The sequence below is a fragment of the candidate division WOR-3 bacterium genome (genome assembly GCA_039801905.1).
In the GTDB taxonomy this organism is placed as follows: Bacteria; Hydrothermota; Tepidihabitantia; order Tepidihabitantales; family JBDRVQ01; genus JBDRVQ01.
In genome coordinates, this window is sequence record JBDRVQ010000017.1 from 1 (window position 1) to 23,638 (window position 23,638).

The window sequence follows — 23,638 nt, forward strand, 5'->3', positions numbered from 1 at the left end:
TAATTCTCTTACTCTTTTAATTCTTTTTTGGACGCCTATTATTTTAAGAAACTTATTAAATAATTTCAACACATCTACTACCTTAATACCCTTATTAACCTGGTAACCATGTCTTAACACATTTACTGCTGTGGGGAGTTGGTTGACGATTGGACTTAATTGTTTATAATGAAATCTTTATGAAAGAGATTAATCTGGCGATTATCGGGACTGGGAATTGGGGCTTAAATTATGTCCGCATTTTTTCTCGTTTACCGAATGCCCGAATAAAATTCTTGGTTGATAAGAGTGATAATAATTTGAGGAAGGCAAAGGAATTTGCCCCGGAGGCGATTGCCTTAAATGATTACCGAGACCTCTTAAAAAGAGAAGACTGGGAGGCAGGAATAGTTGCCACCCCGGCGCAAACTCATTTTCCAATTGTTTCCGAACTCCTTTCAAGAGGAAAGGATGTCTTGGTGGAAAAACCATTAGCCTTAAACTCTAAGGATGCCCAAATCCTATTTGAGATTGCCAAAAGGGAGGGAAAGAAGTTGATGGTTGGTCATATCCTTCTTTATCACCCGGCGGTGCGCTATCTTAAAAACCTGATAAAGAGAAATATCTTCGGCCGGATAGATTCTCTCCTCTCCCTCCGTTTTAATTTTAATGGTCTTTCCGAAGAAGACTGTCTATTCGGTCTTGCCTGTCATGATATCGCCATCGCCAATTACCTTTTATCTTCTCCGCCGGAATTTGTCAGGGCGATGGGGAACGAAAAAGAGTCATCGTTTGTTTTAATCTATCCCCAAGGGGTTAACTTTTACGGAGAAGTTGGTTTTAAAGAAGGAGAAGGGAAGGTTCGCTCCCTTTTTGTCTTTGGGGAAAAGAAGGAGGCATTTTTTGATGATACCCGAGAGGAGAAGTTAGTGATTAGGGATAAGAAGAAGACCTCTCTCCCAAAACTGAAAAAGATTGAGCCATTAAAATTGGAATGCGAACACTTCTTAAGATGTCTAAGAGAAGATAGAGAGCCAATTACGGATGGCAAGGACGGTCTTTTGGTGGTGAAAGTTTTGGAAAGGCTTTTTAAGTCAATGAGAAATGGGGGAGATTGGGTAAGGGTGGAATGAAAATTCCTTTCTTAAATTTAGTCCGGCAGATTGAAGAGAGAAAAGGGGAAATAGAGAAGGCAATCGGTTCGGTTTTAAGAAAAGGGATTTTCATTTTAGGACCGAAACTTTCCCTCTTAGAGAAGAAGGTGGCTAAATATGTTGGGAAAAGATATGCGGTTGGGGTTGGTTCGGGGACCGATGCCTTACATCTTGCGCTCCGGGCAAAGGGAATTGGTAAAGGTGATGGGGTAATTACAACTCCCTATACCTTCTTTGCCACCGCGGAGGCGATAAGTTTAACGGGAGCAAGACCCTTCTTCGTTGACATTGAATTGGATAGTTATAATTTGGATGGGGAAAAGTTGGCGGATTTTATTGAAAAGGAATGTCGGGAGAAGAATGGCAATTTGATTCATAAAAGAACCGGATTGAAAATTAGGGCAATAATTCCGGTTCACCTGTTTGGGCAATGTGCGAAAATGGAAAGGATTTTAGATCTTGCCCGAAGATATAACCTTTCGGTGATTGAGGATGCTGCCCAGAGTTTTGGTGCCGAGCAGAAGATAAAAGGGAAATGGTTGAAGGCGGGAAGTATGGGTGAGATTGGTTGCTTCTCCTTCTACCCAACAAAAAACCTTTGGGCTTTTGGGGATGGGGGAATGATTGTTACTTCGGAAAAGGAGGTTTATCACCAACTTTGCCTCTTCCGGAACCACGGGATGGTGAAGAAGAATTATCATTCCTGTTTTGGTTGGAATAGTCGGTTGGATGAAATTCAAGCCGCTCTCCTTTTGGTAAATTTCCGCTCCTTAAAAGAAGGAAATCAAAGGCGGAAAGAGATTTTCCTTTATTATAACGAACATTTGAAGGATAATGTGATTGTACCTAAAATTTTACCTTTTAATCGCCCGGTTTTTAATCAATACGTGATTCGGACCCTAAAACGCGATTTCCTAAGGTCTTTTTTGGAAAGGAGAGGGATTGCGACGGAAGTCTACTATCCCCTCCCCTTACATCTCCAGAAATGTTATCGGGATTTGGGTTATAAAAAGGGCGATTTCCCGAAGGCGGAGAAGGCGAGTGAAGAGGTTTTAGCCTTGCCGATTGACCCGACCTTAAAGGAGAAAGAAAGGAAATATATAGTTGATTGTATCGCCGCCTTCTTTGCCGATGTTGACAATTAAAAATAGTCTATTAAAATAAGAGTTAAACTTTAACCAAAAGGAGAAAACTATGTTGGATAAAAGAGCTGACTTAGCTGGACCAGGTATTGGGAGTTATGAAGAGTTAGAAAAAATTTTGCCCAACGACTACTATCCGATCTTAAATCCTAAGGAAACCCAGAAAGCGATCTTTGCGGTAAAGAGATATATTGAAGAGAACCTCTGTAAGGAATTGAATCTGATGATGGTGACGGTTCCTTTAATCGTTGATGCGGAAAGTGGCGTTAATGATACCTTAGACCGAGATGGCTCGCGCACGCCGATCCGATTCCATATCTCCAATGATTACGACAAGAATCCGGTTGATGCCGAAATTGTCCAGGCGGCAACAAAATGGAAGAGGCTGGCTCTGAAGCAGTTCGGTTGTCAGGTGGGTGAAGGGATATGTACGGATATGCGAGCAGTAAGAAAGGATTACTTCTTAGACCATGACCACAGCGCCTATGTTGATCAGTGGGATTGGGAATTGGTGATTACCGAAGAGCAGAGGAATCTCAATTTCTTAAAAGAGGTGGTGAAGAAGATCTGGAAGGTTCTGAAAGGGGCGGAGACTTATATCCAAGAGCTCTTCCCTCAATTGAAGACCGATAAATACCCCAATCTCCCGGAGGAATTGGTCTTCCTCCACGCCGAAGATATCCTTGACCGCTTCCCGAATTTACCAAGGAAGGCAAGGGAGACGGCAATCCTCCAAGAATATCCGGCAATTTTTATCATTGGTGTCGGTTATCCCTTAAAAGATGGCTATCCCCATGAGATGCGAGCGGTTGATTACGATGATTGGATTACGGAAACTGTTTCCGAAGATGGCCGACCGATGCACGGCTTGAACGGCGATATCTTAGTTTGGAATCCTGTCACCCGCCGCCGTCACGAATTGACCTCAATGGGCATTCGGGTGAATGCCGAGAGCCTAATGAGACAGGTGAAACTCTGTAAACAAGAACATATCCTCTCTTCCCCTTACCATCAGGCAATCTTAAAGAATGAGGTGCCCCTCTCTATCGGTGGGGGAATTGGTCAATCCCGAACCTATATGTTACTTTTAAGAAAGGCACATCTGGGAGAGGTGAGTGTTACGGTCTGGCCAAAGATTCTAAAAGATATGTGCCGGAAGAGGAATATCTTCGTCTTAGAGTAAGGAGATAGAAAAGGAAGCGTCAAAACACCTTATCGGAAAGGGTTGACATTTTTCAAGATTTCTGTATTATTTATTATTGACTGCGGGGTGGAGCAGCCTGGTAGCTCGTGAGGCTCATAACCTCAAGGTCGCTGGTTCAAATCCAGCCCCCGCTATTTCCACCGCGAGCGGATGCGCAAAGAGTTCGTTCTTGATAAGAAGGCAATCCAAGCACCCCGAGGGACGAAAATTATCTGTAAGGGTTGGCATCAAGAAGCAGCGCTTCGGATGCTTTTGAATAACTTAGATAAGGAGGTGGCGGAAAAACCAGAAGAGTTAATCGTTTACGGCGGAACCGGTAAGGCAGCAAGGAATTGGGAGTGTTTAAAGGCAATCGTCCAATCGCTAATCAATCTTAAAAATGATGAGACTTTATTAATTCAATCGGGAAAACCGGTGGGGATATTTAAGACCTTTCCTTATGCCCCCAGAGTTTTAATCGCCAACTCATTATTGGTTCCGGCCTGGGCAAACTGGGATTATTTTAGAAAGTTGGAAGGTTTGGGACTAATTATGTATGGTCAGATGACGGCAGGGAGTTGGATTTATATCGGTACCCAAGGGATCATTCAGGGGACTTATGAGACATTTGCCGCGGCCGCTAATAAACATTTTGGTGGGACTCTGAAAGGAAAGTGGGTTTTAACCGCGGGAATGGGAGGGATGTCTGGTGCCCAACCATTGGCGGTGACAATGAACGAAGGGGTGATCTTGGATGTGGAGGTTGACCCGGCAAAAATTGAGCGGAGGATTAAGCAAGGTTTCTGCGATACCCTAGCCACCAATTTGGATTCCGCCTTGCGGTTGGTTGAGGAGGCGGTGAAGAAGAAGATCCCCCGCTCTATTGGCTTGGTCGGTAATGCCTCAGAAACTCATCCGGAATTGGTGCGCAGGGGAATAATCCCTGATCTTTTAACGGACCAGACATCCGCTCATGACGAACTTAACGGCTATGTCCCCGGAGGGATGAGTTTAGCGGAAGCCTTAGAGTTGAGAAAGAAAGAGCCAAGGGAGTATATCAAAAGGTCTTACGAATCCATGGCTCGGCAGATGGAGGCGATGTTGGAAATGCAAAAGAAGGGAGCGGTGGCTTTTGATTACGGTAATAATATCCGGGGGCAGAGTTTTAAGGCAGGGGTGAAAGAGGCCTTCAACATCCCAGGATTTGTCTTAGAATATATTAGACCGCTCTTCTGCGAAGGGAGGGGACCATTCCGGTGGGTCGCCCTCTCCGGAGAAAAGTCGGACATTTACGAGACCGACGAGTTGGTCTTAAAACTATTCCCGGAGAATGAGTCTTTAAGAAGGTGGATCACTTTAGCCCGGGAGAAAGTTCCCTTTCAGGGTTTACCCGCCCGTATCTGTTGGCTCGGTTATGGGGAGAGGGATAAGTTTGGTAAGGCGATCAACCGTCTGGTGCGCAAAGGTAAGATTTCGGCACCGATTGTGATTGGTCGGGACCATTTAGATTCCGGTTCGGTCGCCTCTCCCAATCGGGAGACTGAAGGGATGAAGGATGGTTCCGATGCGATTGCCGATTGGCCAATCTTAAATGCCCTTTTGAATGCGGTTTCTGGTGCTTCCTGGGTCTCGGTTCACCACGGGGGCGGTGTGGGGATCGGTAATTCTATCCATGCCGGACAGGTGATTGTCGCCGATGGTAGTGAAGAGATGGATAAGAGATTGGAAAGGGTTTTGACCAATGACCCGGGATTAGGGATTGTCCGACACGCGGATGCCGGTTACGAGAAGGCAAAAGAGGTAGCAAAGAAAAAAGGGATAAAGATCCCGATGTTAAAAGAAGAAGTTGAGGGATGAGATGAGAAAAAAGAGGGACTTTTTATCAATTAAGGATTTTACCGAAAAGGAGATTTATAACCTTTTTAAGAAGGCAAAGGAGTTAAAGTTAACGATTAAGAAGAGGGGGCGGATCAATCTCCTTAAAGGAAAGATTGGGGCATTGGTTTTTGAGAAGCCCTCCTTACGCACCCGGGTGACTTTTGAGACCGCCTTAAAGGAGATGGGAGGGGATGCCATCTACTTGGCGCCCCAAGATATCGGTTTGGGGAAAAGGGAGAGTGTGGCGGATGTGGCACGGAATCTCTCCCTTTGGGTCTCTTTAATTATCGCCCGCACCTTCTCTCATACCACCTGTGAGGAGTTGGCAAGATTTGCCAAAATTCCGGTAATTAATGCCCTTTCCGATTTGGAACATCCCTGCCAAGTTCTGGGTGATTTTTTAACCATCTATGAGATAAAAAAGAAGAGATTGAATAAGGTAAAGATTGGCTGGCTTGGCGATGGGAATAACGTCTGCCATTCCCTAATTCTGGGTGCGGCAATTTTGGGTTGTGATTTGATTGTGGGAACACCTCGGGGTTATGAACCAAACGAGAAGGTTTTAGCGGAGGCGAAAGGTTTCGCCCTAAAAAGTGGGGCGGAGATTAAATTGACCAATAATCCCAAAGAGGCGGTAAGAGACCGAGAGTTTATTTACACCGATGTTTGGGCATCCATGGGTCAAGAGAATGAGGCACCAGTAAGGCGGAAGATATTTTGGGAGTTTCAGGTAAATAAAGATTTGCTCTCCTTTGCCCCACTGGAGGTGAAGGTGATGCATTGCCTACCCGCCCATCGGGGGGAGGAGATTACCGATGAGGTTTTGGATGGGCCAAATTCCATCGTTTTGCTGCAAGCGGAAAATCGGCTCCATATCCAGAGGGCAATCATCGCCTATCTCCTAAGTTGACTTCTCAATCAATCTTTGTATAATAAATGATGTTTTGGCGAAGGAAGATAATTTTCGGATTGCTCTCTTTCTTTCTCGCCTTAAAAGGGGAGGAGACAACCCTCTTAGTCCCGCCTTTTTCCCATACCCTCGGCATCTATCGGGTCTCTTCCTTCCACTTAAATCTCTATTTTGGCGATTTTAAGATTGATGACCCCCAAGGGATTGCGGCTATAAAATTTGCCGAGGATGATGACCCCACAACCACCCGCGATGACCACATCTTAACCCTCTTGGCGGTCAATTCTGGTCAGGGGCAGATTGTTTATAATCAGGGACTATTAAAGATGGAGATTTTCGGTAAAAAGGGGAGCGGGGAGGGAGAATTCCTCTTCCCTAAGGGGATTGCTGCCCATCGGGATAATTTAGTTTGGGTGGCGGATTGGGGGAATGATCGGATTGTCCAGTTGCGGTATAAAGATAAGAGATTGTATTGGGATAGGATCTTCTTTGCCCCGGTAACCAAACCTTATGGAGTGGCGGTTGATAGTAAGAAGAATGTCTACTTTACAGAGCCGGAAAGTTCTAAAATTTATATCTGTGATAGTTTGGGGAATATCATTCGGATAATCAAAGAGGAGGTTTTCCATCCCACCGCGCTGGCGGTTATTGACAAAGATGACCCGTATAATTTCTACGGCGAGGAGTTTCTGGTGGTGGCTGATTTCCGGAATAAGAGGTTACAAAAATTCACCCTTTCCGGAAGGCTTTTAGAATATACCGATGTTCGGGGAATCGGGATGAGCGAGGCGGAATTCTCTTACCTGGCGATTGACTACCACGGCAATGTCTTTGCTACGGATACCGTCTTAAATTGTATCCATAAATTTGACCGTTTCTTAAACTACCTCACCTCTTTCGGCAAAGAAGGGAGCGGCAAGGGAGAATTTTATAAACCGCGGGGGATTGCGATTGGCCGGAAATACGGACAGGTCTTCGTGAGCGAAAAGACCGGTGGGCAGTATTACTGGACGGGATTAGATTCCTATTTTCTCGGTCTCTTTCCCGACTCCTTTAGTCGAGAAAAACCCGGAACGACCGTCGCTCTCTATCTTACTGATATTAGCGAAATCTCCCTCTCCATCTTTGATGAAAAAGGAAATCGGGTAAGGGAGATTTCTTCTTTTATCACTTCCCAGGCGGGCGAGGTTCTCATCGCCTGGGACGGCCGGGACGAGAAGGGGGAGATTGTGCCGCCCGGTCGTTACCAATTAAAGATTACCTGCCGTTTACCCTACGGGGGAGGAAAGAGGTTTAAGAAGGAAGTGGAGGGCTATGTTTATGTGCAATAGAGCGGATAAGGTTTTTCTTCTTACCTATGCCTTCTGGATACTTTCTCTATTTAGCTACACCGGTGACTTTGAGGATTTGGGCTCTTCTGCTAAGGCGATGGGAAAGGGGAGCGCAGCCGTCAGTTGTCTATTGGATGCCGGGACCATTTATTATAATCCCGCTTTCACTTCCTTTTTCTCCAAGCGGGAGTTAACTTTTCTCCATTCGGAAAATTTTGGCGGTATCTTTCGCAATGATTATCTCGGTTTTATCTATCCCTTTGCTAACTATGCGGTTGGCTTAGGGATTTATGCCAATTTTGTCCCCGGGGTGAAAATTACCAAACTTCTCAATGAAACCCTGCCCCCTTCCCCGGAAAATCCGGTAATTGTGGAAAGGATTGTCACCACCTATGACGGTATCTTTTATCTCAATTATGCGCACAGATTATTGCCCGGGGAGAACGAATTGAGTCTGGGGGTGAACGGTAAAATTTTCTACCGCTCTTTAGGTTTAGAAAATGCCTTTGGTTTTGGTGCCGATTTTGGGATCGGGTTTAAGCGAAAAGATCTGGCGCTCGGTCTCCGTCTTCGGAATCTTTTTGCTTCCCCTCTTCTCTGGTCGGATACCACCGAATATGTGAAGATGCGGGGAACGATTGGGATTACGAAGGTGAGCAGACTTTTTGGTAACGACTTCTCTTTAAGTTATGAGATTGAAGGGAATTTAGAAAACCTACCTTTCTATGCCAATTTCGGTTTAGAGTACACCTGGCGATTTTTTAGTCTCCGGGTTGGTCTTTTAAGACGCTCCCCAACTTTTGGCTTTGGGATTGTCTATAAGAATCTCTATTGCGATTATGCCTACGAGAGGAGTCGCTATCCGGAACCGGAGAGTAGGGAATTGCCCCCTTCGCCAATCAAAATCTCCGGAGGTGTGCGATTCTGAATCCCGAGTTTAGTCGGAAGATTGTCCACCTTTTAGCCCTTCTCATCCCGATTCTCTATTATTTCTTGCCGCGAAGGTTATCAATTATCTTACTTCTTTTAGCAACCGCTATCTTCTTAACAGTTGATTTCCTCCGTCTCCATCTTAACTCTTTTAAGGCAATCTTTATCATCATCTTCGGTTCCCTTTTGCGCCGCCGTGAATTTCATTCCCTTACCGGAGGGAGTTATCTTATGATTGCCGCCTCTCTGGCGATTCTCATCTTTGAGGACCGGGGGATATTTATGGCGGCGATCAGTTTTTTGGCGATTGGCGATACGGTGGCGGCACTCTTCGGTCTCACCCACGGCCGGGTGCGCATTTTTGGTCGGAAGACCTTGGAAGGAGCAATCGCCTGCTTTCTCTCTTGCCTTTTGGTGGTCTATGTTCTTACGAAACTTCCCGACCTTTCTTTCCTCTTTTTAGTTGGCTTTTGGGGGGCAGTGACCGCTACCCTGGTAGAAACTCTGCCGATTGAGGTGAATGATAATGTGGTCATCCCCATCGTTTCCGGGATGGTGATGCAACTCGCTAAAATTTTTATTCGGTAGGAGTTAAGATGGCAAATAGAGGATTGGCGAAGATTTATTATTATAGGGAGGACCTATGAGAAAACTATTCCTATTCTTTTTCTTTATTTTTCTCCTTCTGCACGGTGAGGAAAAGATAGAAGAAGTGAGGCGGTTATACTTAACGAAGGAATACGATAATGCCCTTGATATCTTGGCACGAGAGTACGAGACGGCAACCGAAGCGGAAAGACCCTACATCCAACTGGAAATGGGCGATATCTACCTTGATAAGAAGCGGGATTTTGATAAGGCGGAAGAGATTTACAATGGCATCCTCCGTAGCTATCCCAATCTCCCGGAGACACCGGATATCCTTTATCGCTTAGCACTTCTTGCGGAGAGGAAAGAAGACTTTGTGACGGCGGCTTCCCTTTACGAAAAGATTGCTACCCAATACCTCCGTTATGAGAAACGTTACCGCTTTCCCTTCAAGATTGAGAGGAAGGAACGAAAGCCGAAATATATGGATGACGCCTTGGAGGCGATCGAGCGGACCTTTAAGAAAAACTACCAAGAGAGGGTGGCTTATGTTGATGGTTATCCGATTACCCAGGTGGAGTTAGACGAGAGGGTGCTCCATTCACCAACCGGGGGGGCAAGTTTTGAAGAGAAGAAGAAGGAATTGGAGCGACTGATTGAAGACCGCCTCCTTTACCAACATGCCTTACGCTCCGGTTATGCGCAGAAAGAAGATTTCCGGAAAACGATTGATGATGTCCGGCGGCGTTTTCTCTTTTCGGAATGGTATAACCAGGAAGTAGTGAATCAGGCTTCGGTTTCCGAAAAGGAGAAGCGGGCTTACTACCAAGCCCATCAGAGTGATTACATCACCGAGGAACAGGTGAAAGGGAGGGAGATCTTAGTTAGAGACCTCTCGGAGGCGATGGCTCTGCGGGCAAAGATAATAAGTGAGAGTTTGTCCTTTGATTCCGCGGCGAAGGCTTTCTCTTTAGCCCCGAGTAAGGATAAAGGGGGCGATTTGGGCTGGGTAAAGAGAAAGAGCTACCCGAAAAATGTTGAGAAGGTCTTATTTAAGTTGAAGCCCAAAGAGATTTCCCAACCGGTAAAGACTCAAGATGGATACCTCTTACTTAAAGTGGAGGAGAGGAAGGAATATCAGAAGAAGAGATATAAGGAAGTGGCAGGGGAGATTGAGGCGCGATTACGCCAGGAGAAGATCCAAAAAGGGTTAGAGGAGAGATTAAGAGCGTTGAAGGAAAAGGGAAAGTTGGTAATTGATACGAATGGAGTGAAAGAGGGGAAGGAGACATTGGGTTATGTTTTTAACATTCCCTTAACCAAAACCGCTTTTGAAGAAAGGGTGGCACAGATCCCTGCTTTCTTTCGGGGTGATTTGGAAACGCCGGAGGGGAAACTTCGCTTTTTGGGAAGTTTCGCGGAGGAGTATATGGTGCTTTACGATTGCGAGAATAAAAAATACTGGTTAAAAAACTCCGTCTACGGACAACTTTTGGAGGAGGAGAAGAGGATTTTAATCAATCAACTGCGGAAAGGGGAAGTTTCGGATAAAGCGGTGGTGAGTGAAGAGGAGGCAAAGAAGGAATACCAATCTTCCTTAAAAGACTTTTACGTTCCCGATCAGGTAAAAGCGCGAGAGATTGTCTGTCGCTCAAAGGAGCAAGCGCTGGCGGCAAAAAAGATGTTGGAAGAGAAGAAGGTGAGTTTTGATTCGGTAGTGAGAGAGTATTCGGTTGCCCCCTCCAAATGGATCGGTGGGGATTTGGGTTATTTTTCAAAGGATGACACCCTAAAACCAAAACCGGTTCGGGACTTCGCTTTTAAGGCGAAACCGGGAAAGATAAGTGATGTGATGAAGATTAACGACACGACATTTGTCATAATTAAAGTGGAGGAGCAGAAAAAGGCTTATACCCGTCCCTTTTCGGAGGTGAGGGCAAAGATTGAAAGAAAGTTGAAGCAGGAGAAGGAGGATCGGCTCTACCAGGAGTTAATCGCCGAGTTAAAGAGGGAAGCAAAGATTGAAATTCTTTTAAGTCCAGAAGAGAAGAAGGAGGAGGAGTAGGATAAGGCGCACTCTTTTGAGGGCGAAAAGGAAAAAGGTGATTAATCTTAAAGACTTAGAGAAGGATGAGGAGGTATTAACTTTCTTAAAAGAGGCGGACCGACAGTTACTGGCGATCGGCTATACCGAACACGGTATTAGACATTCGAAATTGGTGGCGGCTCGCGCCCGCGCCATTCTTTTGCGCCTCAAATTTCCCAAAAGGGAAGCGGAATTGGCAGCCATTGCTGGTTTTTTGCACGATATCGGGAATCTGGTGAATCGGGAAAGACACGAAGAGAGTGGGGCGCTGATCGCTTTAAGTATCTTAAAGAGGTTGGGAATGCCTCTGGCGGAGGTGAGTAAAGTGGTCTCGGCATTAGGGAATCATCATGAAGAGACGAGCAATATCACTTCTCCCATCACTGCCGCCTTAATTTTGGCTGATAAATCGGATGTCCATTCTTCCCGGGTGCGAAATCCCGACTACATTAAATTTGATATCCACGATCGGGTGAATTACGCGGTGAAAAAAAGTGAACTGACCGTTGACTCCAAAAAGAGAAAGATAATTCTCAATTTGGCGATTGACACGAAAATTGCCCCGATTATGGAATACTTTGAAATCTTTCTCTCCCGGATGCTCATCTCTCGGCGGGCGGCTGACTTTTTAGGTTGTCAATTTGAATTATTCATCAATGGGGTGAAGGTGGTGTGAACGGTGATCTTTTTGGTCTGAAGGAACTTTCCAATTATTTGGGGAGGAAGCGAAAAATTTTCTTTCTCAATTTTCTGGCGGGGATTGCCCGGGGATTAGGTTTTGCCATCGGGATGACCATCATCTTCGCCTTCCTTCTCTTAATCTTGCGAAAATTTGTCTCTGTCCCCTTCCTCGGTAGATATATCGCCCAATTATTAGAAATCATTGAGACCCAGAGGGCGCTTCCCAGATGAGATGCGAGAATTTGATATTGATAAGTTACTAAAATTAGCCCGACTCTATCTTTCCCCGGAGGCAAAAGAGAAACTTAAGCCTTCCCTTCTCAAAATTGTGGAATACTTCCAGACGATAAGAGGGTTTCGGGAAAAATCCCCCCCCACTTCATTTTCCGAATTTCCTTGCCCCCGGCGGCAAGAGGAAGAGCGGGTCCACGAAGGATTAAAACTCACTCCCGATTACCTCCAAGGTCTACCGAACTATGAGAATGGTTATTTTCGGGTGCCCAAGATGCGAGAATGAGAACGCTTTCCGAACTTACGATAAGAGAATTACAAGAAGAGGTGAGAAAGGGGAATTTGGCCTACCAAGAGATTTTGGAATTTACCATTGCGAGGATTGAGGCGGAGAGAGAGGTAAATGGCTACATCTCTCTATTTTTAGAAGAGGCGAGAGCAGAGGCGAAGTTGGCGGACGAAAAGAGAAAAGAGATTATCCATCCCTTATTTGGTCTGCCAATTGCCATTAAAGATAATATCGCGGTGAAAGGTAAACCTTTAACCTGCGGCTCAAAAATCCTCTCCCCTTTCCTTTCCCCTTATGATGCGACAGTGGTTGAGAGATTAAAAGCGACAGGTTGTATCATCTTAGGGAAGACTAATTTAGACGAGTTCGCTATGGGTTCTTCCAATGAGACTTCCTATTTTGGTCCGGTACGCAACCCATTGGCTAAAGAGCGGGTGGCAGGTGGTTCTTCGGGTGGGAGCGCGGCGGTGGTGAAATATGGAGGAGCGGTAGCCAGTCTCGGTTCCGACACCGGCGGTTCGGTTCGTCAACCCGCTGCCTTCTGTGGTCTTTATGGATTAAAACCGACCTACGGGCGGGTCTCAAGGTTTGGTCTTGTCGCCTATGCCTCTTCTCTGGATACAATCGGACCAATTGGAAAAAGTACGGAGGATTGCGCTTTATTACTCCAAACCATCGCTGGCTACGACCCAAAGGATGCCACATCCGTCAATCTGCCAGTGGAGCAATATCTTCCCTTGACCGGTAATCTTAAAGAGATAAGGATTGGTATCGCGGAAGAGTTTCTTCCCGATGACTTAGACCCGAGGATGAAGGCGGTAATAGAAGAGGCGATAAGGGAATTGGGAAAAGAAGCCAAGGATGTGAAGAGAGTTAAACTACCCCATCTCCCTTATGGAGTAGCCGCTTACTATCTAATCGCCACAGCGGAGGCATCATCAAATTTGGCGCGCTACGATGGCATTCGCTACGGATTTCGAATTCCCGCCGAGGAAATTTCCCTCTTATACGAAAGAACCCGGGGGGAAGGTTTTGGGGAAGAGGTGAAGAGGAGGATAATGCTCGGGACATTTGCTCTCTCTAAGGGTTATTATGAGGAGTATTATGGGGTAGGGGTAAAAGTGAGGGGATTGATAAGAGAAGACTTCTCTTCGGCTTTTGATGAGGTTGATGTGATTTTAGGTCCCACTTATCCCAAACCCGCTTTCCAGTTGGGAGAGATTCAAGAACCCTTAGAGATGTATCTTTCCGATATCTTCACCACACCGGTAAATCTGGCGGGGCTTCCGGCAATCTCTGTCCCTGCCCCCAGAAAGATTGATAATCTTCCGGTTGGTTTACAAATTATCGGCAGACCCTTTGCGGAAAGGATAGTTTTAGAGGTTGCCTACGCCTCGGAGAGATTGCTTGACGACGAAAAAGGGAGAGGGGGGAGATATGGAATATGAGGTGGTAATCGGTCTTGAGGTTCATATCCAATTGCAAACCAAAACTAAACTTTTCTGTTCCTGCCCCGCAGAATTTGGGGAAAAACCTAACACCAATATCTGTCCCGTCTGTCTCGGTTTTCCCGGGGTCTTACCGGTCCTAAATGATAATGCGGTGAAATTGGCGCTCAAGGCTGCCTTGGCTCTCAATTGCCAAATCCAAAATGTTTCAACCTTTGCCCGCAAGCATTATTTCTATCCCGATTTGCCCAAAGGTTATCAGATAACCCAATACGAAAGGCCTCTGGCGGTCAATGGTTTTTTGGAGATAAAGAATAAGAAGATAAGAATCCGAAGGCTCCATCTGGAGGAAGATGCCGGAAAATTAATTCATACCCCAAATTTCACCCTCATTGACTTCAATCGGTGTGGTATACCTTTGATTGAAGTTGTTACCGAGCCCGACCTTTCTAATGCCGAGGAGACTGTTGAATTCCTTTCCGAATTGCGGAGCATTTTGAGATACCTCAATGTTTCTTCGGGGGATATGGAAAAGGGGCATTTAAGATGCGAGCCGAATATCTCCTTAAAGGTTAATGGTGTCTGGGGGAAGAGGAGGGAGATAAAGAATTTGAATTCCTTAAAGAGTGTGCGGGATGCCTTAAATTATGAGTTTATCACTCAGAAGAAAATTTTAGAGGCCGGCAGGAAGATTGAGCAAGAGACCTTGCTCTGGGACGAAATGGAAAAGGTGACGAAACCGATGCGGAGCAAGGAAGAAGCCGAAGATTACCGTTACTTTCCCGAACCCGACTTACCTCCCTTGGTGATTAAAGAGGAGGAGGTGTGGGAGATGAAAAAGGGGCTTCCCGAATTGCCAGCCGAAAAAAGAAAGAGGTTTGTCGCCAATTATCATCTCTCGGAGAAGGAGGCGGAGATTTTGGTTCGGGAGAGGGAGATGGCAGATTATTTTGAAGAGGTGATTGTTGCCGGAAAGGATTCTTCGCCACCGTTCTTCCGTTTAGCCGCTTCCTGGTTGATTAACGAAGTGGCGCGGGTTATTAACGAGAGAAATATCACCGTCAATCAATTTGAGATTTCCCCCCAAGACCTCGCCCAACTTCTTATCCTTCTCCGGGAGGGGAGGATAACGCAAAGGGTGGCAAAGGATGTCTTTTTCCGGATGGTGAGGGAGAGGAAGAAGGCTCAGGAGATTATTAAAGAGGAAGGTTTGGAAAAGGCAGAAGACCTTTCCCAATTGGAATTGGTGGTAAAGGAGGTTCTAAGAGAAAACCCGGATGTGGTGGCCAGTTATAAAAGAGGGAAGGAGACAGTTCTGATGTTCCTTTTGGGTCAAGTGATGAAAAAGACCAGAGGGCGCTTTCCGCCGGAAAAAATTAGGGAAAAGATTTTAGAAAATATAAGATGAGAGAGAGGACCGATTTCTCGCTTCTTCTCTTTCTTCTTCCCCTTTTTTCTTTTGGGGCAATAATTAAAGGTTTCGTTTGGGAAAAGGGGACAAGAGAGCCTTTGATTGGTTGTAATGTCTATTTGGAAGGAACGGGTTTGGGAAGTGCTACCAATAAAGAAGGTTATTACATCATCTCCGGGATTAAAGAAGGGGGATACAAAATCGTTTTCAGTTATGTTGGTTATCAGGAGATAAAAAAAGAGATTTACTTAAAGAGGGATACCATTCTCACCCTCAATGTGGAGATGGAAAAGGAGATTATCAGTTTACCGCCGGTGAAGGTCTCAGCGAGGAAGAGTGAATTTCAAGAAGAGGTGAAAGGGAGCGTGATTAAGATCTCCCCACCCCAATGGCAATCCTTTCCCCATTTTTTAGAAACCGATCTCATCCGTTCTCTCCAATCCTTGCCCGGAGTGATTATGGCTAATGACTTCTCGGCAGCGCTCTATGTGCGGGGTGGGGCAGCCGATCAGAATTTAATCCTCTTAGATGGAGTGAATATCTATAACCCTTTCCATCTCGGTGGTCTCTTTTCGGTATTTGACTTATCCGCCTTAAAAGGGGCGGAATTTTTTACCGGTGGCTTTCCGGTGGAATACGGAGGGAGGCTCTCCTCAGTTTTGGATGTTGATGTGCGGGAAGGAAATAAGGAACGTTTAGGAGGAAATTTAGGGGTTTCGCTCCTTTCAGCGAAAGTTTTAACCGAAGGACCACTTATCGGGAAAAAGGGGAAGAGTTCTTTCCTTTTTTCTCTCCGCCGTACCTACTTTGATAAAATCCTGCCAATTTTTAATATCAATTTCCCCTACCATTTTTATGATGGTCATCTGAAGACCAATTTTGAGATTTCTCCGCAGAGCAAAATTTTCTTCTCCGGGTTCTTTAATTCCGATGTGTTTGATTTTGGTTTTCGGAAGACCCGGATCTATTTTGATTGGGGGAATAAGACGGGAAGTGTCCTTTTCCGGCATCTCTTCACCCCCCAACTCTTTACTAAGACCTATCTCACCCTCAGTCGCTACTTCTATGATATTGACTTAGCAGAAGGTTTAGTCTGGGCAAAAGATTGGATTAACGAAATCTCTCTGAAAAGTGAAGGGGTTTACTATTTAGGAGGGAATCGGGATTTGAAGTTCGGCTTGGAGGGAAAGATAAATCAATTCACATATGATGCCAATATCCAGGGTTTCCGTTTTGACATCAAGGGGATGCCCAGTTATTTCAGTCTTTATCTGGCTAATAAATGGAAGGCGGATAAGTTGCTTTTGGAATCGGGTTTGCGATTTGACAATTCCTTTGTCTCTTATAAGGGGAGGCGGGTCTATTCCGAATTAAATCCCCGGATTGGGATTAAGTACTTTATTCGGGATGATTGGGCGGGAAAGGTCTTATGGGGGAGATATGCCCAGTTTGTGAGCGCCCTCCTTCCGGAATTTCAGCCGGTCCCTTTTCTTTATGTCTGGGTGCCAACCTTTGGTCCCTATCAACCGCAGATCGCCACCCACCTCATTTTGGGGTTGGAGAAGTGGTTTTCGGACGAGGTCTTCTTGGCGATTGAAGGTTATTATAAAAATTACCCAAGGCTTTATGAGATGAACGCCAGGTTAGACCCCCTCTTGATTGAGGAGACAATCTTAGAAGAGGGAAAGGGGAGAAGTTTAGGTTTTGATCTCCTTCTGCGAAAAGACTGGGGAAGGTTAGCGGGTTGGGCAGCTTATTCCTACGGTTGGGTGAAGGTTAAATTCGGCGGCAAGGAATATTTTCCTTTTTACGACCGGCGACATAATTTCAATCTGATTGCTACTTATTCTCTTTTCCCTTCGGTCAAATTTTCCGGGCGGCTCGCCTTTTATTCCGGCAATCCTTACACCCAACCGGTCGGTCGTTATCGCTATTGGTATTGGCGTTATCGTTATGAGAAGTGGGATTTTTTCTGGTCCGAAATTCCCGGAGAGAAGAATAAGGCGAGATATCCCTCTTACTTTCGGACGGATTTTGGGCTGGAGAAGGAGTTTTTCATCAAGGAGACGAAACTTACCGTCCGCTTTGAGGTGATAAATCTTTTCAATTATAAAAACCTCCTCTTTTACTACTACGATTACGAAAAGGACCCACCGGTGAGAAAAGGTTTCTATATGTTACCAATCTTTCCCTCTTTGAGTGTGGAATGGCAATTTTGAAGAGGGCAAGAAAAAGATTTTTTCTCCTCTTCCTTCTCCTTTTCGGGTGTGGGAAAGAGGAGGTAAAAAAAGAAAATATCATATTTGCCTATTGCCTCTTAAATCCCCGTTTCCAAAACCAAGTCGTGATTGTTGACAGTCTTTACAGTTTTCAGGAAGAGGTGAAAGATACTGCGGGCATTTCCGGGGCGAAGGTCTTTATCTTTGAGGTGGAGAGCGGAGAGACGATTGCCTTTAAGGAGAGAGAGAAGGGTGTTTATCAAGATACGATGGACAAAAATTGGGTTAAGCCTCTATTTACCTATGAACTATTCGTCGCTTTTCGTTCCGATACCCTCCGGGGTCGGACGAAAATTCCGGATACCTTTAAGATCGTCTTTCCTAAGAATTTTGACACCATCCCTTTTTCCGAGGTGGGATCCGTAATTTGGCGAAGGAGTAACGGAAGAAAGGTCTATTTTTTGGCGGTGATCCATCCGGATACCTTGAAACCTTTAATTCCCATTGTCACGGAAGATACCACAGTTGATTTGAGTTCCTTCCGCAACTTCTATTTTGACACCACCGCCAATTATGTGATAAAGGTTTGTGCCTGGGATGAAAATCGCTATCGTTATCTGGTGATGAAAAATTACGAGCCGGATACATTAGGGGAAGGTTTGGGACATTTCGCTTCCCAAACTGAGGATACCGTCGTGGTTCATATCCGCCACTAATTGATGGGGAGGCGATTCACCTCCCAAAAAGGGATTTAATCCGGATTTGGATTAAACCCCTGATTAGGTTTGGGATTAGAGTTTTTATTAGGCCCTCTATTAGAGCCCGGGTTAGGTCTCTGATGAGCCCCCCAATTATCCTTTCCATTAGACTATCTATTATCCTTCTCATTAAACCCTATATTAAACTTTCTATTAAGTTCAAAATTATGCCTTTTCTTAGCCCTTATATTAAACCTTCTATTAAATCCCCGATACCATCCCCTGTATGCTTCACCCCTTTTTATAAAGATAAACCCCTCCTATTCAATAAAAGTCTTATAATCTAACTCTGTTCTTAGTTAAGCCTACTTACCCGATAACACCTCCTTAATCTCTCTTCTCATTTTAAGGATTATGCCTTTCTTCATAGTCCTCTATAATAAAAACGGAAATACCCCCCAATTTCTGACATAAAATTTCCCCTTTTTATAAGTCTTTAACTTATAATAACTTACTTTTGAAAGGGAGACCGACCAATTTCCTCTAAATTATTTTTAAGGAAAACCGATCGGTTGACAGACCACTTTTTTGAAGTATAATAAATGATAAATTGGCTAACTGGGAAGAAAAGAATTTAGTGAAGTTGTCGGTCCCCTTAAAGGGGATAAACCCAGTTTTAATTCTGGGGATTGCCGATTCTAATCTTTCTTTTATTAGTAAATTCTTCTCCTCCCAAATAATTGTCCGTAATGACCGGGTAAGGATAAGAGGACCTCAGAGAGAGGCGGAGCAGGTGAGGAATCTCTTTCTCAATCTTATAAAGAGATTACGTAAGGGGGAGACTTTGAATCTCCAAATTATTAAAGAGGAGATAGAAATGGTGAAGAGTCAATCGGAAACTGCCTTAGAGGTAAAAGAAGGGTTAGGAATTACCACTCCGAAAAAGGTCATTTACCCTAAAACCGAACATCAGAGGGAATATCTCTTGGCGATTGACGAGTATGAGATTGTCATCGCCATTGGTCCGGCCGGAACCGGCAAGACTTACTTGGCGGTGGCGAAGGCGATCTCTAACCTCCTTTCGGGAAAGGTGGAAAGGATTATCCTTACCCGCCCAGCGGTGGAGGCGGGAGAGTCTTTAGGTTTTCTCCCCGGTGATTTCCGGGAGAAGGTCTCCCCTTACCTCCGGCCCCTCTACGATGCCCTCTTTGATATGTTACCAATGGAGAAGGTAAAAAGGTTGATTGATGAGGAGATCATTGAAGTAGCACCCTTAGCCTATATGAGAGGGAGGACCCTCTCTGATGCCTTCATCATCTTAGACGAAGGTCAGAATACCACCCAAACCCAGATGAAGATGTTTTTAACCCGTTTGGGATATAATTCTAAGGCGATTGTTACGGGTGATATCACGCAGATTGATCTGCAAGGGAAGACCCTCTCCGGCCTGGTTGATGCCCGAAACCGGTTGAGTAAGGTTTCCGGGGTGAAGATTGTCTATTTTGACCAGACCGATGTCACCCGCCCGCCCATCGTCTCCCGCATCATTAGGGCTTATGAAGATTAACTTCTTTTGGGAAGGAGGGGAGAAGAAAACTCCTCTCTTAAAGGGAGGGGAAGTTAGAAAAATAGTGAGAAAGGTGGTGAGAGATCTCGGGATAAGAGGGAAGGAGTTGAATATTATCTTCTGCTCTTCCCCATATATCAAGGATCTGGCGCGAAGGTATTTGCAAAAGGATTACGAACCAGCCTGCCTTACCTTCCCTTTTCGGGAGAAAGGGTTTTTGGGTGAGATCTATATAAATTATCACTCCCTTCCTCACTTTCCCATCGCTCATTTATTAGAACATGCCTTGAAGCATTTCCTTCGGGAATAATCCAAAATGCCATTGGGAATTATCTTCCGGATAATCTTCATCGTCATCTTCTTAATTCTCTCCTTCATCTTCTCCGGCTACGAGACCGCTTTTTTTACCCTCCGGCCCGCCGATATTGAGCGGCTCCGGGCGAAGAAGAGAGATTGGGTGAAGGGTTTAAAAAAGAGCGAGACGGAACTTCTGGGAACGATTCTCATCGCCAATCTTTTAGCCAATATTTTAGCCTCCTCTCTCATCTCCTCCCTCTCCCTCAATTTTTTTTCTCTCTTCCCCCATCGGGAATTCTCTCTCTTCCTCCTTTCCCTACTCACCGCCATCTTCATCTTCCTCTTTTGCGAGGCGACACCTAAGATTTATTCCTTTGCCAATCGGGATTGGTTCTTACGTCTCTCGCCTCTGCTCATCTTCTTGAAGAGAATTTTCTCCCCCATCTTCTTCCTCTTTTCCCAAAAGATTGACGATTTAGTAAAGAGGAAGAGAAGGGGGGATTTTCCTACTACTCAGGAGTTGGCGGATTTAATCCAGGTGGCGGAGAAGGAAGGAATTTTGGATAGCGAGGAGAAGGATATCCTCTTAGCCTTAAAGGATATGGAGAAGATGACCTTAAAATCCTTTTTGACGCCCAAGAGGAAAATCTTCGCCTTGGATTGTCAGACTAAGATTGGGGAGGCGATTAAAATCGCCAAGACGATTCCCTACTCCCGGATCCCTTTATATCAGGAGAAAATAGAGAATATCGTGGGTATTCTCTATGTGAAAGACTTAGTAGTTGAACACCTCTCTCCGGAAAGAAGGGAAGATTTACCGGTAAAGGAGATTATGCGCCCGGTCTCCTTTTTGCCCGAAGGGCAAAATGCCTTGGAGGGGCTTGAGATATTGCGAAAGAAAGGAACCCATTTAGCAGTGGTTGTTGATGAGTTTGGTGAGATTTCCGGCATTATCACCTTAGAGGATATCTTGGAAGGGCTCTTTGGCGAAATCCGGGACGAATACGATTTATCCGAGGAGGAGACCTTTCGCCAGATTGATGAACGGACCTATCTCGTCTTAGGGGAGATTGATATGAAGACCTTAAACCGTCTTCTGGCTGATGCCTTCGCGGAGGTGAGTGAGGAGAGACTTTCCGGTTTTATCGCCCGCTCTCTAAAAAGGTTACCGGAGAAAGGCGATTCCTTTATCTATCGGAATATTCAGATTGAGGTCTTAGAAGTGATAGATAAGAGGGTGGAGAAGGTTTTACTACGGATTTTGTAATGGTCTTCACCTTAGGCATTTTGGCGATCATCCTGCAGGGGCTTTTCTCCGGGAGTGAGACCGCGGTCTTACGTTTGAACTGGCTCCGAATTTTATTGAAGGGGAAGGAGAAATTGTCTCTTATCCAAAAAAGGGAGCGCACAATCCTTGCCTCCCTTATTGGTACCAATCTCTGTGTCGTTTTTGCCTCCTTTGCCTTCTCCTACCTTTTTATCATCACCTTTGGGGAAGGATTTGTTTTCCTTTCCGTCCTCTGGGTGGCGATCCTCTCCCTCCTCTTTGGAGAATTTCTACCGAAGGCGATCGCTAAGGAATATCCGGAATTCTGGTACGAATATCTCTATCCCTTCCTATCTTTTACCAATTGGCTCTTTTCTCCTTTAACTTTCCTCTTACAGAAGACCATCCAACCCCTTTTTCAGGAGAAGCGGGAGGAGTTGAAATTGAAGAGGGAGGATTTAATCGCCCTCTTTGGGCAGAAGGGTTATGAGAGGATTGCCCGGGCAGTTTTGGAATTCTCTTCCCTTAAAGCGCGGGATGTGATGATTCCCCTAAAACTAATGATTGCCATCAGTGCGGATGCGGACCCGGCGGCTATCTATCATATTTTAAGAGAATATGGGTATTCCCGCTATCCGATTTACCGGAAGAAAAAAGAGAACATCGTCGGCCTTCTCCATGCCAAGGATTTCCTCTCTTATCCCGATTTGAAGATGAGAACTCCCTATTTCGTTTCTGAAGATAAAAAGTTAAAAGATGTCTTTTCGGAGATGCGTCGGGGAAAGGATAAGGGGCTCCATCTGGCGGTCGTTCTGGATAAGAATAAACGGACGATTGGGATTTTGACCTTAGAGGATATCTTGGAGGAGATTGTGGGGGAGATTAGAAGTGAGGATTAGATGGCGTTGGTTAAGAAGACGGAAGGGATAGTTTTGCAAAGGGAGGATTTTCGTTCCCAGAGTAAGTTTATTACCCTTTTTTCCTTAGATTACGGGCGGTTAGCACTTTTAGCGAAGGGTGGTTTTCATCCCAAGAGATATTTGAGCGGCCCTCTTGAGCCATTTAATCTAATAGAGGTTATCTTCTATCACCGGGAGGGGAGGGATTACCATCTTCTCTCCGAAACGAGCCTCCTTCTTCACTTTCCCCATTTCCGAACTGATGGCAAAAGATTTTATTATGCCTCCCTCCTCGCCTCTTTCCTCATCAAGGCCTTACCCCGGGAGGTGAGGCAGCCTTCTCTTTATCGGTTATCCCTCAGGACCCTTTCCCTTTTAGACGAAGAGGGTAAGGAAAATTTCCTTTATGCCTTTTTCCTTAAATCCTCTTCCCTTTTGGGTTATCGCCCCCATCTCCTTTCCTGTCTGCGCTGCGGCAAGGGATTAAAATCCTTTTTCTTCTCTCCGGAAAAGGGAGGTTTCCTATGTGGGAGATGCCGAAATGGGGAGGGGAGGGAATTTTTGCCCGCAGAGGCAGAAAGGATGAGAGGACTCCTCTTTTTACCTTTAAGAAAGATTGGGGGGTTGGAATTGGGTGCGAAAGAGAAAGAGGCGATTAGGAATTTCCTTTGCCACCATTTTCATTTTCCTCTTCCCAACAACCCTTTCCTTATCTAAAAGGATTGCTGGAATTTGAGATTGATAATCCGGCTGAGATTGGTTTCTTCTTTATTTTTCAAGAGATCTTTTAAGGCGAAGAGGAAAGAGGCACTTTCGTCAAGCCCCCAGCATAATCCTAAGTTTAAGAAACCTCGGTTCTTATCTTTTTTGTCGTTGAGGGCGAGGTCGTATTCTAAGAGGAGTTCAGAATTTCCAGAAAGTCCCTGACTTATAGCAAAAAAACCGTTCATCCCCCGGAAATAATTTAAGCCCCCGGCAAGATAGGTTCGGCTCACCGCCACTGAGCGACCAAAAACCAGGTAGAAGTTTTTTGCCATAAATTGGTAGTTATTAGAATCGGAGAGGTATTTACCAAATCCTTGAGAGTCAAAACCGAGGAGGAGGTCAAGGAAACCAAATTCTTCTTCGCTCAAAATCCTCAATTTTGCCTGAAATTCGGGTCTTTCCAGAAAGTCAGGTGTGCCGGTGCCTAAAATACTATCACCGCCGTAGGAAATGCCTAAGTTTATCCGGTCAAGGATCCCGACGCCGAAGTGTCCCAGAATTCCGCCCGCACCTTGCAGCCGGAAGTTTATTAAGTATTCCCCATGACCTAAGATCGTTGGTCTGGGGACATCAATGAAATAGGATTGAGAGAAAAGGAAGAGACTTAAAATTATTTTTGGCATAGGGGATTATAGGATAAATTCCCATTCCGTCAAGGGGAAATTTTTCGCTAGCGTATTAAAAT

At 45.2% G+C, this 23,638-nt stretch carries 22 protein-coding genes and 1 tRNA gene; 22 read left to right on the forward strand and 1 reads right to left on the reverse strand.

Going from position 1 to position 23,638, the window contains the following annotated elements:
• The first annotated feature begins 179 nt into the window (after positions 1 to 179).
• The 22 genes from ABIL00_04515 to recO all read left to right on the forward strand — a co-directional run bounded on the left by ABIL00_04515 (position 180) and on the right by recO (position 22,905).
• Positions 180 to 1,112, forward strand: coding sequence for a Gfo/Idh/MocA family oxidoreductase (locus ABIL00_04515; protein MEO0110024.1), 933 nt, complete (start codon positions 180 to 182; stop codon positions 1,110 to 1,112).
• A complete protein-coding gene (locus ABIL00_04520) occupies positions 1,109 to 2,278 on the forward strand; it encodes a DegT/DnrJ/EryC1/StrS family aminotransferase (GenBank protein MEO0110025.1) in 1,170 nt (389 codons plus the stop codon). Before ABIL00_04515 ends, ABIL00_04520 begins: the two co-directional genes overlap by 4 nt.
• Positions 2,279 to 2,327: 49 nt before the next feature.
• Complete coding sequence (gene asnA / locus ABIL00_04525; GenBank protein MEO0110026.1) at positions 2,328 to 3,458, forward strand: aspartate--ammonia ligase; 1,131 nt, start codon at positions 2,328 to 2,330, stop codon at positions 3,456 to 3,458.
• 81 nt (positions 3,459 to 3,539) lie between these two features.
• Positions 3,540 to 3,613, forward strand: a tRNA-Met gene (locus tag ABIL00_04530).
• A gap of 16 nt (positions 3,614 to 3,629) precedes the next feature.
• On the forward strand, positions 3,630 to 5,315 hold the full coding sequence (hutU, locus tag ABIL00_04535; GenBank protein ID MEO0110027.1) for a urocanate hydratase: 1,686 nt from the start codon (positions 3,630 to 3,632) through the stop codon (positions 5,313 to 5,315).
• Position 5,316: 1 nt separating this feature from the next.
• Positions 5,317 to 6,246: an ornithine carbamoyltransferase gene (argF, locus tag ABIL00_04540; GenBank protein ID MEO0110028.1), complete on the forward strand. Its 930-nt coding sequence runs from the start codon at positions 5,317 to 5,319 to the stop codon at positions 6,244 to 6,246.
• 29 nt (positions 6,247 to 6,275) lie between these two features.
• Positions 6,276 to 7,577 (forward strand): FlgD immunoglobulin-like domain containing protein, encoded by a 1,302-nt coding sequence (locus ABIL00_04545; protein ID MEO0110029.1) that lies wholly within the window; start codon positions 6,276 to 6,278, stop codon positions 7,575 to 7,577.
• Complete coding sequence (locus ABIL00_04550) at positions 7,567 to 8,505, forward strand: hypothetical protein (GenBank protein ID MEO0110030.1); 939 nt, start codon at positions 7,567 to 7,569, stop codon at positions 8,503 to 8,505. The genes ABIL00_04545 and ABIL00_04550 overlap by 11 nt, the downstream gene beginning before the upstream one ends.
• A 65-nt stretch (positions 8,506 to 8,570) precedes the next feature.
• On the forward strand, positions 8,571 to 9,095 hold the full coding sequence (locus tag ABIL00_04555; GenBank protein MEO0110031.1) for a phosphatidate cytidylyltransferase: 525 nt from the start codon (positions 8,571 to 8,573) through the stop codon (positions 9,093 to 9,095).
• Positions 9,096 to 9,150: 55 nt separating this feature from the next.
• Positions 9,151 to 11,160, forward strand: a complete 2,010-nt coding sequence (locus ABIL00_04560; protein MEO0110032.1) for a peptidyl-prolyl cis-trans isomerase — start codon at positions 9,151 to 9,153, stop codon at positions 11,158 to 11,160.
• 37 nt (positions 11,161 to 11,197) lie between these two features.
• A complete protein-coding gene (locus ABIL00_04565) occupies positions 11,198 to 11,857 on the forward strand; it encodes an HD domain-containing protein (GenBank protein MEO0110033.1) in 660 nt (219 codons plus the stop codon).
• Complete coding sequence (locus ABIL00_04570) at positions 11,854 to 12,093, forward strand: DUF5665 domain-containing protein (protein ID MEO0110034.1); 240 nt, start codon at positions 11,854 to 11,856, stop codon at positions 12,091 to 12,093. Before ABIL00_04565 ends, ABIL00_04570 begins: the two co-directional genes overlap by 4 nt.
• A 1-nt stretch (position 12,094) precedes the next feature.
• Positions 12,095 to 12,379: an Asp-tRNA(Asn)/Glu-tRNA(Gln) amidotransferase subunit GatC gene (locus ABIL00_04575; protein MEO0110035.1), complete on the forward strand. Its 285-nt coding sequence runs from the start codon at positions 12,095 to 12,097 to the stop codon at positions 12,377 to 12,379.
• A complete protein-coding gene (gatA, locus tag ABIL00_04580; protein MEO0110036.1) occupies positions 12,376 to 13,830 on the forward strand; it encodes an Asp-tRNA(Asn)/Glu-tRNA(Gln) amidotransferase subunit GatA in 1,455 nt (484 codons plus the stop codon). The genes ABIL00_04575 and gatA overlap by 4 nt, the downstream gene beginning before the upstream one ends.
• Positions 13,820 to 15,238, forward strand: coding sequence for an Asp-tRNA(Asn)/Glu-tRNA(Gln) amidotransferase subunit GatB (gatB, locus tag ABIL00_04585; GenBank protein MEO0110037.1), 1,419 nt, complete (start codon positions 13,820 to 13,822; stop codon positions 15,236 to 15,238). Before gatA ends, gatB begins: the two co-directional genes overlap by 11 nt.
• On the forward strand, positions 15,235 to 17,460 hold the full coding sequence (locus ABIL00_04590; protein ID MEO0110038.1) for a TonB-dependent receptor: 2,226 nt from the start codon (positions 15,235 to 15,237) through the stop codon (positions 17,458 to 17,460). Before gatB ends, ABIL00_04590 begins: the two co-directional genes overlap by 4 nt.
• Positions 17,448 to 18,176 carry a hypothetical protein gene (locus ABIL00_04595; protein MEO0110039.1) on the forward strand — a complete coding sequence of 243 codons (729 nt, stop codon included), beginning with the start codon at positions 17,448 to 17,450 and terminating at the stop codon, positions 18,174 to 18,176. Before ABIL00_04590 ends, ABIL00_04595 begins: the two co-directional genes overlap by 13 nt.
• A gap of 619 nt (positions 18,177 to 18,795) precedes the next feature.
• Entirely contained in the window at positions 18,796 to 19,725 is a 930-nt protein-coding gene (locus ABIL00_04600; GenBank protein MEO0110040.1) for a PhoH family protein, read from the forward strand.
• Positions 19,715 to 20,035 (forward strand): rRNA maturation RNAse YbeY, encoded by a 321-nt coding sequence (locus tag ABIL00_04605; protein ID MEO0110041.1) that lies wholly within the window; start codon positions 19,715 to 19,717, stop codon positions 20,033 to 20,035. Before ABIL00_04600 ends, ABIL00_04605 begins: the two co-directional genes overlap by 11 nt.
• 6 nt (positions 20,036 to 20,041) lie before the next feature.
• The gene (locus tag ABIL00_04610; GenBank protein ID MEO0110042.1) at positions 20,042 to 21,289 is read left to right on the forward strand and encodes a hemolysin family protein; all 1,248 of its coding nucleotides are present in this window, start codon (positions 20,042 to 20,044) and stop codon (positions 21,287 to 21,289) included.
• On the forward strand, positions 21,289 to 22,188 hold the full coding sequence (locus ABIL00_04615; GenBank protein MEO0110043.1) for a CNNM domain-containing protein: 900 nt from the start codon (positions 21,289 to 21,291) through the stop codon (positions 22,186 to 22,188). The genes ABIL00_04610 and ABIL00_04615 overlap by 1 nt, the downstream gene beginning before the upstream one ends.
• Entirely contained in the window at positions 22,189 to 22,905 is a 717-nt protein-coding gene (gene recO / locus ABIL00_04620) for a DNA repair protein RecO (GenBank protein ID MEO0110044.1), read from the forward strand.
• On the opposite strand, the gene ABIL00_04625 is transcribed toward recO, so the two are convergent.
• Positions 22,902 to 23,576: a hypothetical protein gene (locus tag ABIL00_04625; GenBank protein ID MEO0110045.1), complete on the reverse strand. Its 675-nt coding sequence runs from the start codon at positions 23,574 to 23,576 to the stop codon at positions 22,902 to 22,904. The genes recO and ABIL00_04625 overlap by 4 nt on opposite strands.
• Positions 23,577 to 23,638 lie beyond the last annotated feature (62 nt).

Coding starts and splice junctions, on each gene's coding strand:
- hutU (MEO0110027.1), top strand. CDS start 3,630: ATGCGCAAAGAGTTCGTTCTTGATAAGAAGGCAATCCAAGCACCCCGA.
- ABIL00_04625 (MEO0110045.1), bottom strand. CDS start 23,576: ATGCCAAAAATAATTTTAAGTCTCTTCCTTTTCTCTCAATCCTATTTC.
- ABIL00_04550 (MEO0110030.1), top strand. CDS start 7,567: ATGTGCAATAGAGCGGATAAGGTTTTTCTTCTTACCTATGCCTTCTGG.
- ABIL00_04615 (MEO0110043.1), top strand. CDS start 21,289: ATGGTCTTCACCTTAGGCATTTTGGCGATCATCCTGCAGGGGCTTTTC.
- ABIL00_04575 (MEO0110035.1), top strand. CDS start 12,095: ATGCGAGAATTTGATATTGATAAGTTACTAAAATTAGCCCGACTCTAT.
- asnA (MEO0110026.1), top strand. CDS start 2,328: ATGTTGGATAAAAGAGCTGACTTAGCTGGACCAGGTATTGGGAGTTAT.
- ABIL00_04560 (MEO0110032.1), top strand. CDS start 9,151: ATGAGAAAACTATTCCTATTCTTTTTCTTTATTTTTCTCCTTCTGCAC.
- ABIL00_04545 (MEO0110029.1), top strand. CDS start 6,276: ATGTTTTGGCGAAGGAAGATAATTTTCGGATTGCTCTCTTTCTTTCTC.
- ABIL00_04515 (MEO0110024.1), top strand. CDS start 180: ATGAAAGAGATTAATCTGGCGATTATCGGGACTGGGAATTGGGGCTTA.
- ABIL00_04520 (MEO0110025.1), top strand. CDS start 1,109: ATGAAAATTCCTTTCTTAAATTTAGTCCGGCAGATTGAAGAGAGAAAA.
- gatB (MEO0110037.1), top strand. CDS start 13,820: ATGGAATATGAGGTGGTAATCGGTCTTGAGGTTCATATCCAATTGCAA.
- ABIL00_04605 (MEO0110041.1), top strand. CDS start 19,715: ATGAAGATTAACTTCTTTTGGGAAGGAGGGGAGAAGAAAACTCCTCTC.
- argF (MEO0110028.1), top strand. CDS start 5,317: ATGAGAAAAAAGAGGGACTTTTTATCAATTAAGGATTTTACCGAAAAG.
- ABIL00_04590 (MEO0110038.1), top strand. CDS start 15,235: ATGAGAGAGAGGACCGATTTCTCGCTTCTTCTCTTTCTTCTTCCCCTT.
- ABIL00_04595 (MEO0110039.1), top strand. CDS start 17,448: ATGGCAATTTTGAAGAGGGCAAGAAAAAGATTTTTTCTCCTCTTCCTT.
- ABIL00_04610 (MEO0110042.1), top strand. CDS start 20,042: ATGCCATTGGGAATTATCTTCCGGATAATCTTCATCGTCATCTTCTTA.
- recO (MEO0110044.1), top strand. CDS start 22,189: ATGGCGTTGGTTAAGAAGACGGAAGGGATAGTTTTGCAAAGGGAGGAT.
- gatA (MEO0110036.1), top strand. CDS start 12,376: ATGAGAACGCTTTCCGAACTTACGATAAGAGAATTACAAGAAGAGGTG.